Origin of the sequence: Parasphingopyxis lamellibrachiae (genome assembly GCF_003385775.1) — a bacterium.
Lineage (GTDB): Bacteria > Pseudomonadota > Alphaproteobacteria > Sphingomonadales > Sphingomonadaceae > Parasphingopyxis > Parasphingopyxis lamellibrachiae.
On the sequence record NZ_QRDP01000004.1, the window covers coordinates 1550100 to 1565632 of the forward strand.

The 15533-nt window shown below is 61.1% G+C and carries 18 protein-coding genes; 10 read left to right on the plus strand and 8 right to left on the minus strand.

The window, feature by feature from the left end:
* The first annotated feature begins 33 nt into the window (after positions 1-33).
* The 6 genes from DFR46_RS07740 to DFR46_RS07765 are packed head-to-tail and all read left to right on the plus strand — an operon-like array spanning position 34 to position 6056.
* Positions 34-678 (plus strand): hypothetical protein, encoded by a 645-nt coding sequence (locus DFR46_RS07740; protein ID WP_116235922.1) that lies wholly within the window; start codon positions 34-36, stop codon positions 676-678.
* Positions 675-1874: a DUF4350 domain-containing protein gene (locus tag DFR46_RS07745; protein WP_116235923.1), complete on the plus strand. Its 1200-nt coding sequence runs from the start codon at positions 675-677 to the stop codon at positions 1872-1874. The genes DFR46_RS07740 and DFR46_RS07745 overlap by 4 nt, the downstream gene beginning before the upstream one ends.
* Positions 1864-2820, plus strand: a complete 957-nt coding sequence (locus DFR46_RS07750) for an AAA family ATPase (RefSeq protein ID WP_116235924.1) — start codon at positions 1864-1866, stop codon at positions 2818-2820. Before DFR46_RS07745 ends, DFR46_RS07750 begins: the two co-directional genes overlap by 11 nt.
* Before the next feature lie 7 nt (positions 2821-2827).
* On the plus strand, positions 2828-4165 hold the full coding sequence (locus DFR46_RS07755; RefSeq protein ID WP_116235925.1) for a DUF58 domain-containing protein: 1338 nt from the start codon (positions 2828-2830) through the stop codon (positions 4163-4165).
* Entirely contained in the window at positions 4166-5176 is a 1011-nt protein-coding gene (locus DFR46_RS07760; RefSeq protein ID WP_116235926.1) for a stage II sporulation protein M, read from the plus strand.
* Positions 5163-6056: an RDD family protein gene (locus DFR46_RS07765; protein WP_116235927.1), complete on the plus strand. Its 894-nt coding sequence runs from the start codon at positions 5163-5165 to the stop codon at positions 6054-6056. Before DFR46_RS07760 ends, DFR46_RS07765 begins: the two co-directional genes overlap by 14 nt.
* A gap of 2 nt (positions 6057-6058) precedes the next feature.
* On the opposite strand, the gene DFR46_RS07770 is transcribed toward DFR46_RS07765, so the two are convergent.
* Positions 6059-7267, minus strand: coding sequence for a CapA family protein (locus DFR46_RS07770; RefSeq protein ID WP_162843423.1), 1209 nt, complete (start codon positions 7265-7267; stop codon positions 6059-6061).
* A gap of 444 nt (positions 7268-7711) precedes the next feature.
* On the opposite strand from DFR46_RS07770, the gene DFR46_RS07775 reads away from it, so the two are divergent.
* Positions 7712-8329 carry a cell wall hydrolase gene (locus DFR46_RS07775; protein ID WP_116235929.1) on the plus strand — a complete coding sequence of 206 codons (618 nt, stop codon included), beginning with the start codon at positions 7712-7714 and terminating at the stop codon, positions 8327-8329.
* 62 nt (positions 8330-8391) lie between these two features.
* On the opposite strand, the gene DFR46_RS07780 is transcribed toward DFR46_RS07775, so the two are convergent.
* The 4 genes from DFR46_RS07780 to DFR46_RS07795 are packed head-to-tail and all read right to left on the minus strand — an operon-like array spanning position 8392 to position 12409.
* Positions 8392-8796: a hypothetical protein gene (locus DFR46_RS07780; RefSeq protein ID WP_116235930.1), complete on the minus strand. Its 405-nt coding sequence runs from the start codon at positions 8794-8796 to the stop codon at positions 8392-8394.
* A gap of 17 nt (positions 8797-8813) precedes the next feature.
* Positions 8814-10223: an MBOAT family O-acyltransferase gene (locus DFR46_RS07785; RefSeq protein ID WP_116235931.1), complete on the minus strand. Its 1410-nt coding sequence runs from the start codon at positions 10221-10223 to the stop codon at positions 8814-8816.
* 6 nt (positions 10224-10229) lie between these two features.
* A complete protein-coding gene (locus DFR46_RS07790) occupies positions 10230-11480 on the minus strand; it encodes a GDSL-type esterase/lipase family protein (protein WP_116235932.1) in 1251 nt (416 codons plus the stop codon).
* Positions 11477-12409, minus strand: coding sequence for an SGNH/GDSL hydrolase family protein (locus DFR46_RS07795; protein ID WP_116235933.1), 933 nt, complete (start codon positions 12407-12409; stop codon positions 11477-11479). The genes DFR46_RS07790 and DFR46_RS07795 overlap by 4 nt, the downstream gene beginning before the upstream one ends.
* Before the next feature lie 224 nt (positions 12410-12633).
* On the opposite strand from DFR46_RS07795, the gene DFR46_RS14685 reads away from it, so the two are divergent.
* Positions 12634-12828: a hypothetical protein gene (locus DFR46_RS14685; protein WP_147297641.1), complete on the plus strand. Its 195-nt coding sequence runs from the start codon at positions 12634-12636 to the stop codon at positions 12826-12828.
* 1 nt (position 12829) lies between these two features.
* Here DFR46_RS14685 and DFR46_RS07805 read toward each other — a convergent pair whose 3' ends face one another.
* Positions 12830-13360, minus strand: a complete 531-nt coding sequence (locus DFR46_RS07805) for an SRPBCC family protein (RefSeq protein WP_162843424.1) — start codon at positions 13358-13360, stop codon at positions 12830-12832.
* 1 nt (position 13361) lies between these two features.
* Positions 13362-13646 (minus strand): ArsR/SmtB family transcription factor, encoded by a 285-nt coding sequence (locus DFR46_RS07810; protein ID WP_211306393.1) that lies wholly within the window; start codon positions 13644-13646, stop codon positions 13362-13364.
* A gap of 107 nt (positions 13647-13753) precedes the next feature.
* On the opposite strand from DFR46_RS07810, the gene DFR46_RS07815 reads away from it, so the two are divergent.
* Both DFR46_RS07815 and DFR46_RS07820 read left to right on the plus strand, forming a co-directional pair.
* Complete coding sequence (locus DFR46_RS07815; RefSeq protein WP_116235937.1) at positions 13754-14374, plus strand: class I SAM-dependent methyltransferase; 621 nt, start codon at positions 13754-13756, stop codon at positions 14372-14374.
* Complete coding sequence (locus tag DFR46_RS07820; RefSeq protein WP_162843425.1) at positions 14371-15087, plus strand: GIN domain-containing protein; 717 nt, start codon at positions 14371-14373, stop codon at positions 15085-15087. Before DFR46_RS07815 ends, DFR46_RS07820 begins: the two co-directional genes overlap by 4 nt.
* Before the next feature lie 36 nt (positions 15088-15123).
* Here the strand turns inward: DFR46_RS07820 and DFR46_RS07825 are convergent, their stop codons facing one another.
* Positions 15124-15528 carry a DUF1489 family protein gene (locus tag DFR46_RS07825; RefSeq protein ID WP_116235939.1) on the minus strand — a complete coding sequence of 135 codons (405 nt, stop codon included), beginning with the start codon at positions 15526-15528 and terminating at the stop codon, positions 15124-15126.
* Positions 15529-15533: the final 5 nt, after the last annotated feature.

Here is a 15533-nt window from a genome sequence, read left to right on the forward strand (position 1 = left end):
GCAGTCTGAGGTCGCAAGGGGATTTCGAAGCGTATGACGGCAGCGGCACCGCCAACCGGAAATGAAAATGCGCAGACATTCGATCAGGCTTATCGCGAGCTGATCGAGAGCGATCGTTTTCAGACGGAGATGACCGAGTTCGAACCGCCGGTTCCCCGCGAACCGCCGGACTGGCTCGCCGACCTGCTTCGCTGGCTCGAAACGCTTGGTCCTGTCTGGCAGGGGCTTTTCTGGATTGTCGTCGGAGGCCTTGCCGCGATCATCCTGTTCAGTATCGGGCGTGCACTATACCGCCGCTTTTCCGATCCTGCAGCCAGCGATGAAGAGGATGAAGCCGGCACCGAACACTGGCGTCCCGAAGCCAAAGCAGCCCATGGGTTGCTGGGCGAGGCCGACGCAATGGCGAAACAGGGGCGCTATGCCGAAGCCGCGCATCTGCTATTGTTTCGAAGCATTGCGGATATCGAGGAACGACTGCCCGATTTCATGCGCCCGGCGCTGACCAGCCGCGATATTTCCGACGCCGCCGCCCTGCCCGCCCCGGCCCGCACCGCCTTCTCATCCATTGCCCATATCGTCGAACGCGGCATTTTCGCCGTCCAGCCTGTCGATGAACAAGGCTGGGCGGAGGCGCGTTCGGCCTATGAACAGTTCGCCTTTGGCAAGAGTTGGGCATGAGCGAAAATGCATCCCCCTTCCGCGCGCGGACCGTCGTCCTGCTGGTGATTGCAGGCGTTGTCGGCTTCGCCGCGTTCCTGATCCTTTCCGCTTACGCCCCCGATATTCGCAGCGGCCGCGATGGCCGCGCGCACGGCCTTTCGACATCGGCAGTGGGTTTCCGCGGCGTGTATAGGCTGCTCGAGAATACAGGTGCCGATGTCCGTTATGTGCGCAGCGAAGCGATGCTGGACAATCCGGGACTGACCCTCCTCACGCTCGAACCGGGCAGCAATGCCGAACGGGTGGAAACACTGCTCAATGAGGGATCCGGGCCGTTGCTGATCGTCCTTCCTAAATGGGGCACCCTGCCGGTCGACGGCGAGCGGGACCGGGTGCAATGGTTTCGGTCGGGCATGGGGGGAAGCGTCACGGCGATGCTCTCCGGTGTCGCTGATATTTCCGTTTCGACGAGCGCGACCCCTGCCGGATCGCGCCTGCAGAGCGGGATGCTGAGGGATACCGAATTCCTGACGCCAGGCGACCTACAGACCATCTCCGGCCCGGCCTTGATGCCGCTGATGGAAACCGCGAAGAACGAATCCGTCCTGGCCCAGGTTACCGACACCGAAATCTACATCCTTTCCGATCCCGATTTCCTGAACAACCAGACACTGGCCGACCCCGGCAGCGCGCGCGCGGCACTTTTGCTACTCGCCGAGCTCAATGAATCGGGCGGCCCTTATTGGTTCGAGCTTGTCGCCAACGGCTTTGGCGGTTCCCGCAACCTGCTGACCCTGGCCTTCGAACCGCCGTTTCTTGCAATGACCCTGTGTCTTCTAGCCGCTGCACTGCTTGCCGGGGTGCAGGCGATGTACCGTTTCGGTCCAGCATTGAGGCCCGCACGCGCCATCGCCTTTGGCAAGCGCGCGCTGGTCGACAACAGCGCCGAACTGCTGCGCGTCGCCAGGCGCGAACATCTGTCGAGCCAGCGCTATGCCGCCATGACCCGCGAAGCCGCGGTCGCCGCGATAGGCAATCCGCGCCAACTCAGCGGCGAGGCGCTGGACAGCTGGCTCGACGGGCTGGGTCCGGCGACCATGCCCCGCTTCACTACGCTCGCCCTGTCGGCACAGCGCGCACATAATCGCCAAGATATCCGCAACGCCGCAAGGGCGCTTTACGAATGGAGAAAGGCCGTAACTCATGAAGGTTGAAGACATCAAACCGCTGGGCGAGAGCATTCATGCCGAAATCGCCAAGGCGATCGTCGGGCAGGAAGAGATTGTCGATCACCTGCTGATCGCGCTGTTTTCCTCTGGTCATTGCCTGCTCGAAGGTCCGCCCGGAACGGCGAAAACCTTCCTCGCACAATGCTTCTCCCGCTCGCTGGGGCTCGATTACGGCCGCATCCAGTTCACGCCGGACCTGATGCCCAGCGATATTATCGGCGCGAACCTGTTCAACTTCCAAACCAGCGAGTTCAAGCTCACCCGCGGGCCGATCTTCTGCGAACTGCTGCTCGCCGACGAGATCAACCGGACACCGCCTAAAAGCCAGGCCGCCCTGCTCGAAGCGATGCAGGAACGCGCGGTCACAATCGACGGGGAAACGCATGCGCTTTCCGATCGCTTCATGGTTGTCGCAACCCAGAACCCGATCGAGCAGCAGGGCGTCTATCCCCTGCCCGAAGCACAGCTCGATCGCTTTCTCTTCAAGCTCGCCGTCGGTTATCCGAGCGAGGAAGAGGAGCAGAAGATCGTGACCGTACATGGCAGCCGGTTCGGCGCACCTAAGGCCGCGGATTTCGCGATTGAATGTGTAGCCGACAAGGCCTTGATTGCCGCTGCGATTGAAGTGGTCGCCAGCGTGAAGCTGGTACCCGATGTCACCAATTACATCGTTTCCCTGATCCGGGCGACCCGCGAAACCGCCGATCTGGATGCCGGTGCCAGCCCGCGCGCGGCGGCAATGCTGGCCAGTGCAGCGCGCTCACGTGCCGCGCTCGACGGCCGGGACTATGTGATCCCCGACGATGTGAAGGCTCTCGCACCGGCCGTGCTGCGCCACCGGGTCATCCTTTCCGCCGCCGCGGAGATCGACGGACGCGATGCCGATAGCATTGTCGAGAAACTGATCGAACAGGTCGAAGCGCCCCGGTGATACAGGCATGATCTATCCGACCGCCCGTTCGGTTGTGCTAGTGGCGCTCGGTGCCCCGGCTGCGCTCGTCATCGGCGTGGTTGTCCCGCAATATTGGTATTTCGGGCTAATCTGGATCGCGATCATGGGCGCGCTCATCCTGCTCGATGCCCTGGCTGCGAAACGCGCACGCCGGCTCGATGTTGAGATCGACAAACCCAGCACGACCGGTGTCGGCGAAGCCTTTACGGTGACGAGCCGACTGTGCTTCCGGGAAGGCGATGGCACAATCGAAAGGCGTGGTACGCCGCAACAGATCGAAGTCGCACTGGGCATCGACGAGAAGCTTGATGCAGGCGGCGGACGACGTGGCCGGACTTTCATGATCGACGGCAGGGCCGAACATGACACGGTCTTCACCGCCAATCGGCGCGGCAAGGCAACCATCGGGCATCTCTGGGCCCGCTGGACGGGACCGCTCGGCCTCGCCTGGATTCAGACGCGCGATTATTTCGGCACGGAAATACTCGTTACGCCCAATATCGGTTTCATCCAGGACAAGGGCATCCAGCTCTATCTGCGCGATGCCGCTTACGGTCTGATCGCCCAGCTCGACCGGGGCGACGGCACCGAGTTTGATTCGATGACCGAATTCCAGTCCGGCATGGATCGGCGCACGATCGACTGGAAGCAATCGGCGCGGCATACGACATTGCTGGCCAAGGAATATCGCACCGAACGCAACAACCATATCGTTTTCGCGCTCGATGCCGGGCGGACCATGTGTGAACCGATTGACGGGCTGCCGCGGATAGATCGCGCGATCTCGGCGGCGCTGTTGACTGGCTATGTCGCGCTGAAGGCGGGTGACCGGGCGAGCCTGTTCGCCTTTGCCGGGCGACCGCAGCTAGCCAGCCCAACCGTAACCGGCGCGCGGGCCTTTTCTGCCCTGCAGCGTGCTGCCGCCGATATCGAATATGCGCCGGAAGAGAGCAATTACACGCTCGCCCTGACGACGCTGGCCTCGCAGCTTCACCACCGGTCGTTGGTCATTGTCTTTACGGATTTCGCGGACCCGACCAGCGCCGAGCTCATGCTCCGCTCGGCCGGCCGTCTGCTCGACCGGCATCTCGTTCTCTTCGTAGTGCTGCGCGATGCCGAACTGACGGCGCTAGCGCAAAAAAAGCCGGAGGAACCGGACGACGTTTCCCGCGCCGTGGCAGCCAGCGCCCTGCTGCGCGAACGGGCGATCGTCATCGCGCGGCTGCAGCGGATGGGCGCACATGTGCTCGAAGCGAACCATGACGAGGTCGGAACACGGCTGGTTGCCAATTACATCGACCTCAAACGCCGGAGCCTGATCTAGATGGATAGCGTAGCCAACCAGGCCGTCTTCAGCAGCAGCACATTCCGCGCTGAACGCGAAGCGGACTGGGCGCGGCTCGAAGAGTTGCTGCGGCGGGCCGAGGGCGGTTCGGTAAAACGGCTTTCCGACGAAGACCTGCTCGAGCTGCCGGTCCTGTATCGCTCGGCGCTCTCGGCGCTTTCCGTGGCGCGCGCCACATCGCTCGATATGGCGTTGATCGCCTATCTGGAAGGGCTTTGCACCCGGGCCTATTTCTTCGTCTATGGTGTGCGCACCAGTTTCGGCCAGCGGGCGATAAGCTTTTTCACCGAGGACTGGCCGATCGCAATCCGGGCCCTGTGGCGCGAAACGCTGGTGTCCATCGCCCTCATGCTGGCCGGAACGCTGGCCGCCTATCTGCTGGTCAGCAACGATCCGAACTGGTTCAGCGCGATTATTCCCGGCGAGCTTGCGGGAGACCGGGGCCCGGATGCGACAACCGAAGCCTTGCGAGCAACGCTTTACGACGATGGCGGGGAAAGCCCCCTGGGCGTGTTTGCGACCTATCTGTTCACCCATAATTCGCAGGTGTCGATATTTGCCTTTGCGCTGGGTTTTGCCTTTGGCGTGCCGACCGCTCTGCTGATGGTCTACAATGGTGCGATCCTTGGTGCCATGATCGCCCTGTTCACAGGAAACGGGCTCGGTTTCGAACTTGGCGGCTGGCTCCTAATCCATGGCTCCACCGAACTGTTTGCCATTGCATTGGCGGGCGCGGCGGGGCTTCACATCGGCACCAGGATAATGTTTCCGGGAGCACAGACCCGCCTTGCCGCAGCCCGCAACGCCGGGCGCACGGCAGCAACTGCGATGATCGGCGTAATCGTCATGCTGCTTTTTGCCGGTTTGCTGGAAGGCTTTGGCCGCCAGCTCATCACCGACGACTGGACCCGCTATGCGATAGCGGCGTTGATGATCACAGTCTGGTGCACTTATTTCTACATTCCGAGGCTTGACCGTGGCGAGCGCTAGCCCCGCATATACGGCCGCGCATACCGAGCGTACGCTGATTACCCCCGAAGGCGTGGATTTGCGACTGAAACTGGCGACGGCAGGCCAGCGGGCAGGCGCTTTCATTCTCGATTTTTTGTTGCTGATCGCGATTTTGGTGGTCTTCTCGATCGTCGTTGTCGCAGCCGGGCTCGGAACGCTCGGCACCGGCTCGGTCGACGGCATCGAGATTGTCGGCGTAATCTGGCTGCTCGGCTTTTTCCTGCTCCGGAATTTCTATTTCATCGCGTTCGAAATGGGCCGGCGCTCGGCAACTCTCGGCAAACGTGTCATGGGGCTGCGCGTTGTGGCCCGCGATGGTGGCCGGCTAACCGCCGATGCCGTCATAGCGCGCAATATGATGCGCGAGATCGAGATATTCCTGCCGCTGGCCTTTCTGGGTGGTGGCGAAGGGGTAGATGGTGTTATCGCACTGATCGGCCTGGTATGGGCCGGGCTTTTCCTGTTCTTTCCTCTGTTCAACAGGGATCGACTGCGCGCCGGCGACATCATCGCGGGAACCTGGGTCGTGCACGCTCCGCGCCGGAAGCTTGCTGTCGATCTCGCCAGCGAAAACCACGCAGAAGCCGGGGCCTTCGCCTTTACCGACGCGCAGCTCGATGCCTATGGCGAATATGAGCTGCAGACGCTGGAGAATGTTCTCAGATCCGGCAACAGTGGGACCGAAGAGAATGTGGCGGCCACGATCCGCGGCAAGATCGGTTGGGACTGGAGCGAAGGGGAAGACGACCGCGCTTTCCTCAGCGCCTATTACTCAGCGCTGAGCACGCGCCTCGAACGCCGGATGCTATTCGGGAACCGGCGGCTGGACAAATTCGATAGCGGAGAGGCGCAAGGCTGAGCCTAGCGGGGCCAGTCCAGCTGTCCGCTTGCATCGATCGACACCCGGCCTTCGGGGAAGTCGCGGGCTGTAAGCTCCGCGATCCGCTGCGCGGCTGCATTGCTACGATCCAGATAAGGCCCGCCCGGGCGATCCTGCCGCGCCGACACGATGTCGGCCGAAACCAGCGCCCCTTCGCCATCCACCTCAAGCCGGGCAACGGGAGCGAGGCCGTTATGACCTCTCAGGTTGAACCGGCCATAGGTCCAGAAATTGCCAAGGCTGTATGCGATGAAGCGCCCCTGATAGACCTCGACCGCTCGGGGGATATGCGGGCCATGGCAAAACACGATATCGGCGCCCGCATCGACGGCGGTACGTGCGAACCGGTATGGATTGCCGCGATCCTCGCCCAGATAGGTTTCGGTTGCCCGGGTAACCCGGTCATGGGCAGCGCCTTCTGCCCCGATATGACAGGAGACCATCACGATGTCCGCCTGGGCATCTGCTGCGCGGACCATTTCCGTAACGCGCGCATAATTCTGCACGCGCAGCAGGCCCGGATTATGCCCAAAGGCGACCAGCGCCACCCGCCTGCCATCGTCCAGCGTCTGGGTGGCAATGCGCATGCCATCCCGGTCGCCGCCTGCCACGGCAATGCCGGCATTGGTCAGATTTGTGACAGTCGCCGTGCGGCCGCTTTCGCCGAAATCGCGCGAATGGTTATTCGCATTCGACATCAACGTAAATCCGGCACGCCGCAGATATTCCGCATGAAAAGGCGGGCTGCGAAAGACATAGCAGTAGCGCGATGAGCCGCAGGCTTTCGCTTCTCTGCTGCTGCTGTGGAGCGTTCCCTCGAAATTGCCGAACACGACATCGGCATCGGTGAATATGCCCGCAAGCTCCTGTCCGAGTACGGCAGATGCATTGGCGCCGGGGGTGACGCGTGGATCCATGCCCGGTTGTGGCCAGTCGCTCCCCATCATCATGTCGCCGACGCCGACTATACTATACGTCCGTTCTGCCTCGACCGCGCTATCTTGCGCGCTGACGGGCATATTATTCTGAACCGCGGCACTTTTGGTTAGCGAGGGTGCGACCGCCACTGCACCGGCGCCCTGGCTTGCGGCCATCCCGAGAGGCGCTGTCTGCGCCTCGGTACAGCCGCCGAGCACGGCCCCGGCAAACATGCCAAAAGCGACTATCGATACCAACGGCGATCGGCGCATTTCATCCTCATCTCTTGTTCTGCAGGTGCTTCTGGGCGATTCTCTAAAACCTGAATAGCAGAGCCAGATGCATATCGGCGAGTCGAAACCGCAAAGAGCAAATTTCATCGAAAATTCATCGTGTTTCTTTTTGGAACTGACTCAGCCTCGTTATAATTCAATGGCTTACCGGATTTCACCTAACGGATATCTTGTAATTTTGTTGCGCAAGTCGTCCCGTTGGGTCCTCAGCTCATCGTAATCAGCTTGTAATGCTGCACTGCACAATTTAGGTAGGTGCTCGAACAAGGCACAGATGCGTCGCCCCTGCGTCCATCTTGCAAGCCGTGAAATGCAGAGCGGGTCAGCAAGTAGTTTTGAGTATGTTTTTGGCGCCGACCCGCGCCATTTGGCGCATCTGATGGAGACTTTATGTCCTTTGGACGTAAACGCATAATTTTTGGAATGGCCGCAGTCGCTGCGGTTGCGGTTGCCACCCTACCGATGGCAACCGGTTTCGCTTTTGGAAGCGAAGACACCGTTCTTGACGATGTCGATGGTGAGCTGCTTGCCGCCAGCGGTATCGAAAGCCCTGTCGCAGTGCCGGGTTCCGAAATTCTGGAACCTGTCATCCAGCTCGACGATGAAGCCGCTACCATCGCGGAAGAGGCAGTGGAAGCGGAAGCCCCCGTAACCGAAGTCGCGGCAATCGACGATACCGTGGATGCCGATCTGATCTGCCTCGTGAAAATCGTCCGCCATGAAGCGGCCAACCAGTCGATGACTGGTCAGCTTGCCGTTGCGCAGCTCGTTATGAACCGCGTCGAATCGCCGCGTTTTCCGAATTCGATCTGTGCCGTCGCGCACCAGCGCGGGCAGTTTTTCAACACCAACGCCTATAACCCTTCGCGTAACGATCAGCGCTGGGAAAATGCGATGGAAGTTGCGCTCGATGCCCGGAACGGGATCAGCGATCCGGTCGTCGGCGAAGCCGTATTCTATCATGCGGCTTATGTAACGCCGCGTTTCCACCGGTCGCGGCCGCGGGTAACGCAGATCGAAGACCATATTTTTTACCGGTAGAGAATCCCCCTTCCTTACCGGGTCGCATGGGCCGTCTTCTCATTGCGGGGAGGCGGCCTTTGCTATTGTAGGGAGAAGCCCGGACCTTCCGCATCATCTGTCGCGGAGCGTGAGGTACCTTCCTCCACAGCGACCGGATCTGGGCCGATTTCCCTGTCCGCCGCCTCGTCTGCCGAACCGAATTCCAGCGCCTTGACCGCAAGCCACCAGCTGCTCATCGCTGCCACGGGCCGGTCAAGATAAAGGATTTCGGTCTTCTGATACCAGCCATCGGCAACTGCGACGACGCGCTCATTCTGCGAACTCGGTTCAAGCTCGAATGCCCAGCCGCGGAGTGCCGATGCGTTGAACAGTAGGAGGAAACCAGTCGCCACGACAATCGCGGTCGAAGCCCAGAGCAACGGATGCGGCTCCTCGCCGTCCGGAGGCGGCAGGTCGACCGGCGAAGTCATGTCAGCATTGCTCATATCTCGCGCCTTTCCACCTAGAATTGATAATAGATAAAGGGTTCGACGCCCTCAGGCCGCATCGCGTCGATAATCAGGATCAACGCGCCCGCACCCAGGCCAACCATTACGGCAGACTGTCTACGGACCCAGAGGGCGTTGCGCTGGATGGCGTTGGACGGCAGCGCATGCAGCGCTGTGCCGATCAGGATCAGTGCAAGGCCGAGCGGCGCAAGCGTCGTTGTCGTGAAATCCAGGGCGGCGATCCCCACCAGATACTGGCTGGCATCGTCGAAGGTTGCCGAGCGGAAGAAAATCCAGGCCAGCGTGACGATATGGAAAGTGATGACAATGCCGGCGGCGGTCGGCAGCTCCGGCCATTGCGCAGGCCTGTATTCGCGCCAGAGCCGTTCGGCGACAAGTACGCCGCCATGGATGGCACCCCAGATCACGAAATTCCAGCTCGCGCCGTGCCAGAGCCCGCCAAGCAGCATGGTGGTCATCAGCGCCAGATAGAGGCGCGCCCTGCCGTGGCGGCTACCGCCAAGCGAAATATAGAGATAATCGCGCAGCCAGCTCGACAGGCTGATATGCCAGCGCCGCCAGAAATCCTGCAGCGAAGCCGCCCGGTATGGCTGGTTGAAATTGTGCGGGAAGCGGTAGCCGAGCAATGCCGCCAACCCGATGGCCATGTCGCTATAGGCGGAGAAATCGCAATAGATCTGGACCGCATAGCCATAGGCGGCGAGGATCAGGTCCAGGCTGGAATGTGCGGCGGGATCGAAAAACACGGGATCGACGAATTCCGTGGCGAGATAGGAGGCGATCACCGCTTTCTTGAACAAGCCCCAGATAATCAGCAGCAACCCCATCGCGGCCATGCCCCTGTCCATCTTCGGTACGCTCTGAAACTGCGGGATCAGATGCGAAGCCCGCACTATAGGCCCGGCCACGAGATGCGGGAAAAAGGACATGAGGAGCACCATGTCGAGCAGCCGCGCCGGCTCGGTCTGCCGGCGATAGATATCGATGAGATAGCTCATCCCCTGGAAGGTGAAGAAGGAGATGCCGATAGGGAGGACGACCTGCATGATGTAAAGGTCGCGTTCCCAGCCGAACCCGGCCAGCAGGGCGGCAAATTGCTCCATGAAGAAGCCGTAATATTTGAACCAGCCCAGGATACACAGATTGGCAATCACCCCGAGAACAAGGAAGAGTTTGCGTCGCTTCTGATCGTTCTCGAAATGGACGATCAGCCACGCCGCGCCCCAGTTCAAGAACCCGCTGAAAATCAGCAGTGCGACAAAACGCCAGTCCCAGGCGCCGTAAAAGAACCAGCTGGCGACCAGCAGGAATATCTTGCGCCATTCATTGGAGCCTTTCAGGCCCCATGCAACCGCATAAACGGCAAGGAAGAACAGCCCGAAGGTGAGCGTGGGAAACAGCACCGGCTGTTAGCGTTCGCTGTACGCTGCGGCCGCCCTTTCAAGGTCGGCAAACAGCATTTGACCGATCCTAGCGCCCCCGGTCTGGTTGAAATGAACATGGTCGCCGCGCATCAGTGCTGGCTCCCGATTGCGCCATTGATGCGCGCTACAGCGCCCCCCCATTGCCGCATTCCAATCCCAGAATGCCAATCCCATATCACGCGCGACGCGCCGTTGTCGGTCCCTGAGCTCTGCGAGCAAAGTGGGCGTGTACCAAGGCCGAGACCCGCTGTTCACGCCCGCAGGATCGGGACAGGGAGACGGCGGGCCGGCATTGTCGGCAAGCGCCCGGTTCCGCGTATTGGCATCGGGCGCGCCGATGAGGAGGATCGGAATTTCCCGCCCCGCCAGCCTGCGCAAGCGGTTCACCTGCGCCCGTAAATCGCTCTCGAACCCGGCCGCGGTCAACTGTTGTGAAAAGCCCTCATTGGTGCCGAAAGCGATGACGAGCAGGTCCGGCGCATAAGCGGCAAATTCTGCCGTTGCCACCTCGTCGCTCGACCGCCCGACATGAACCAGTTGGGAGCCACTGACACCGAGATTGGAAAGTACAACACCGCCCTCCTGCCGCATCGTTGCGAAGGACGTGACCGTCACGATGCGATCGTCCAATGTCGTCACGGATGCGCCAAGCTGCGGATAATCGCTGTCCACCGTCCGGCAGGCGGTTTGCCGGGCCGGGCCGTCCAGCTCCCAACGCTCTGTCTCGAAACCGAGCCGCATGGTCAGTGTGCCGGCACCCGGCTGGCTGATCGCGCACACAATGATCCGGTCGAAAGACTGGTCGGGAGAATCTGCCGATATCCCCAGCATCTCGCCTTCCGCCCGCGCCGTCTGGCTGAAACCGGAAAGGCCCAGCGGCGGCCCGTAATTCGCATAGCCGCGCCCGAAGATCGAATTCACTTCCCAGCCGCTGGTCTGGGATGCGGTAACGCCCCAGGTCAGATAGCCGCCATAGGGTCGACCAGCGGCAAGAACACCGCGCCCGCCATGGCCGTAGCGATCGCGCAATTCTTCGCGCCAGCCATTGGTGATCATGTCGCCAGCGGTGTGGCTATCGCCGATCTGGAGAATATGGACCGGCGCGCCGCCGCTCTCGCTCGCTTCCAGCCGCTCGAAAAAGGGCGCGAGATTATCTTCGTAGCAGAGCGTTTCGGTGCATGTCCCCGATGCCGACTGGGCCGCAGCCAGCGCCGTCAATACAATCGCTGCCTTCATCCGTCTGCTTGCCCGGTTTCGGCGTTTTCATTGCCGGCGTTGCGCCGCTCGCGCTCACGCACGGCTTCGGCACGGGCACTGTCGACATAGCCGCGAATCCGTTGTTCCAGCGCATGGGTGAGGAAACCATAGCCCATGCCGGTCATGTGGATGCCGTCATTGGCGCGGGCCAGGGTTCGTGCTCCTGTTTCGGGATTGTTGAGATAGGCAACATAGTCCCCCGCCTCATCGACGCTGAGCGACACGGTGTCGATAAAGGGTACGCCGAGTTGCCGCATATGCGCGACGTAAAATGCGTTCTGCTGCTGGATCTGGGCATCGAAACTCTCCCGGCGCATTTTCGGCAGGCCGACCCAATAGACAATGGCCCCCTGGTCGCGCAGCAACTGGACAATAGCATCGACGCGTTCGCCGACTATTTCCTGCCATTCTTCGCTCATGAACGCCGCGCCGGAATTGCCGGTATAGATGCCCTGCGTATCGTTCGCGCCGAAGGAAAGTACTGCAATATCAACAGGCTGTTCAGCGAGGCGCTCTGAAATATCCTCGAATATATTGAGGCTGCGATAGCGGGTAAAACCCGTCGACTGACGCGAGAATTGATGGACGACGAAATCTTCATCGCCGCGAAACCCCCGGTACAGTGCCGCCCAGAGGCCATCGCCGAAACTGTCGCCGAACACACCGATTTGCACGGGTTCGCCCGCGCCCAGAGACCGGGTGAGATTGCGGTTGAACTGCACGGCGCATTCGCTGGGCGTGACTTCAGTCGAAGCCGTCTCGGCAGGCACCACAACCGGTGCCGGCGCACTGGCGACCGCCTCGCCGCCATTGCTCCCGCCAAGAAACGCAAGCCCGATCACCGCCCCGACAGCAATGCCGATGAACAGAACAGCCGTTCGATCAAGCAACAGTATCAGCTTCTCCACCGCGCCTCTCCGTCTTCTGGCACCAATGCCGCGCGTTCATGTCCAATGCCGAGAGGATTGGCAAGCACCCTGCGTAATTCCATGGGAAAGGCATGTGCATGCATCAGTATGAACCGGAGTGGAATCAATCGATCAATGAGCGACCGGATATCGGGATCCTTGCTTTTCAGGCCGTTTCCAGCATAGCCTGCGAGTAGGGATGCATTTTCGAGGGGGAATGAAGCATGGCCAGTCGACCAAAACCAACCGGCAAGCAATTGGCGTTCATCATCATCGGCGCCGTGGCCGGGGCGGTTGTCGCCCATCTCGTGCTCGGTGTCGGCGGTGCAGTGGGCGGCGGAATAATCGGGCTTGGCGCAGCGCTTGGCGGCATGCCCTATTTCCGGGCTGTGCAGGACTGGCAGAAAAACCAGGAATAGCTCAAGATGCAGGGCTGAGCGCCGCCCGGTAATAGTCGGCTGCTTCCTCGTGATCCGTCCAGAAACCGCGCGGTTTTTCGCCGGCCAGCTGATCGACAAGAATGCCGAGATGAGCGTGCCAGCCGGCCGCCATATCGGTCAACTGGGCAAAGTCGGCCGGCGGGGCCTGGATAAGGAGAAGCCGCACCCGGCCCTTCTCCTCGGATAGCTCGATGCGGGTCTCTTCCTCTTCATTGACGCCTTTGAATATCAGGAGATGTGGCGGATCGATCGCAATGAGCCGGGCAGCGAGATCGATACCTCCCTGCATCGACGCATAGCGGTCCGGTAATGGCTCGTGCGAAAGATGATCATGGTTGAACGCCATGGTGAAACCGTCGCCGGGCCTCCCGCCCATGCTGCCTCCGCAAAACCAGAGCGCCCGTTTCTCCGGATCGACCAGATAGTCCCAGACCCGTTCGATCGGACGGGGCAGATCGCGCACGAAGCGGAGCGAGCCATCTTCAAGTTGGGTGCCATAATCTTCGCGCATATCATTCTTCCTCTTTGAGCATGTCTGCCAGCCGGTCGAGACGCCCATTCCATTTCCTGCGGGTGTCGCTGACCCAGCTTTCCATCGCCGCCAGCCCCTCAGGGTCGAGGCTGTAAATCCGCTCCCGGCCGCGTTTTTCGACACGCACAATTCCGGCTTCGCGCAGAATTTTGAGGTGTTGGGAAATCGCCGGCGGGCTTGTCTCGAAATGGACAGAGATATCGCCTGCCCTCCGATCCTCTTCGGACAACAGCCCGACAATCCTGCGTCGTGTCGAATCAGCCAAGGCGGCAAATGGGTCCATCCCGCAAAATCTAATCCATAGTTTAATTAAGTCAATGCTTAATTAAAATAGAGCTGGGCAGAAGGCCCGGCACATGGCACGAACGCTGGATGGCAGGACTGTGGGATAAATATGTGGTACCGCGGTTGATCGGCTATTGCTGTACCCAACCGCCGATCATGAAACGCCGCGCCAAGGTCGTGCCCCGCGCACAGGGTAAGGTGCTTGAGCTGGGTGCTGGAGGCGGGGCCAATTTCGCTCTGTACGATTCGAGCCGCGTCACAAGTGTGGAGGGCGTAGACCCTTCGCCCGAATTGCTGTCGCGCGCGCATGAGGCGGCCAAGACTATCGGCCTGCCCTTCTCTATCGAGCGCGGCATCGCCGAAGACCTGCCCTTCGACGATGCAAGTTTCGATACGGTACTCACGACCTTCACGCTGTGTTCCGTGCAGGACCAGGCACAGGCGCTTGTCGAGGCGAAACGCGTGCTGAAACCCGGCGGCCAGCTGCTCTTTTGCGAGCATGGCGCGGCCCCCGACGCCAAGGTCGCCAAATGGCAACGCCGGATCGAACCGGTATGGAAACGGATCGGTGGCGGATGCCATCTCACACGACCGGTCAGCACCGCCGTCGCTCAGGCTGGATTCAGGATCGTCGAGCAAGAGAAGGGCTATATGGAACACTCGCCCCGCTGGGCAGGCTGGGTTGAATGGGGAGAAGCCCGGATATGATTGCACGAGCCGTCATGGCAGTTGCGGCCCTGTCGCTCGCTATTCCTGTTGCGGCCGAACGGCGCGGCTATTCAGTGACCGGCTTCACCCGGATCCAGGTGCACGGCCCGTTCGTCGTGCGCCTGACCACCGGCAGCGGCTCAACGGCCTATGCCGAGGGCGACCACCGGGCGATCAACGAAATTTCGGTGCAGGTGATGGGCAACACATTGCGCGTCCGCCGCAATCTTTCGACCAATTGGGGCGGCTATCCGGGCGAGCGCGAAACGCAGTCCGCCATCCTGTATCTGACGACGCATGAACTGGAACAGGCGACGGTTATCGGCACCGGCGATCTCGAGATCGACCGGATGGAAGGCGGACGGCTGCTGGCCAGCCTGGGCGGCAATGGCCGGCTCGCAATAGGCGAGATCGAAGCCGATCATGTCGCGCTGGCCGTCACCGGTGCGGGGGTGATGGAGGTTGGCGGCCATGCGGAAACAGGGCGGGTGACAGTGGAGGGACCGGGCACGGTATCCGCTTCCGGGCTGGTGATCGAAAACCTTACCGTCAATCTCAACGGGCCGGGCAGCATTGAAGTGGCCGCCGAGCGCCAAGCGGAAGTCACGTCGGTCGGCAATGGTGTCGTAACCGTCCTCGGCGATGCGGCCTGCACCGATCGAAGTATCGGATCGGGCAATGTGAGCTGCGGCGGTTTTCTCAACCGGCGTTGATTTGTCGGGACGTTGCTGGCGCAACGTCACAGCACCCTAAACCAGGCCCAGCTTCGCCAGTTCGTTCAGCATTTTGGGCGGCATTTCGGCAATCCCGTCTTCGTCGCCGTGGAAGTCCTTGGGCGCATCCTCCCCCTTCAGGTAACGCCAGCCCTGATGGGCCCGCTTCGGGCGGGTCCGCACGGGAACAAGCCTCGGATCGAGCCGGATATTCCAGCGCCCGTCGTCATTCTCGACGAAACCCAGAATCCGTTGCCGCACGACCAGCCGGTGCTTGATGATCCAGAAAATGGAACCGCCGACCAGCTCTTCATGGCGGGTTGGGCGATAGCGCGTCGTAATCGTCACCTCGCCATCTGCGATCCGCGGCGCCTGCCGCTCCCGGATCCGCGCGATTGAATCGCAACCGACGGCGGGTTTGGTGATGTGCAGCTTGGCCATGGGAG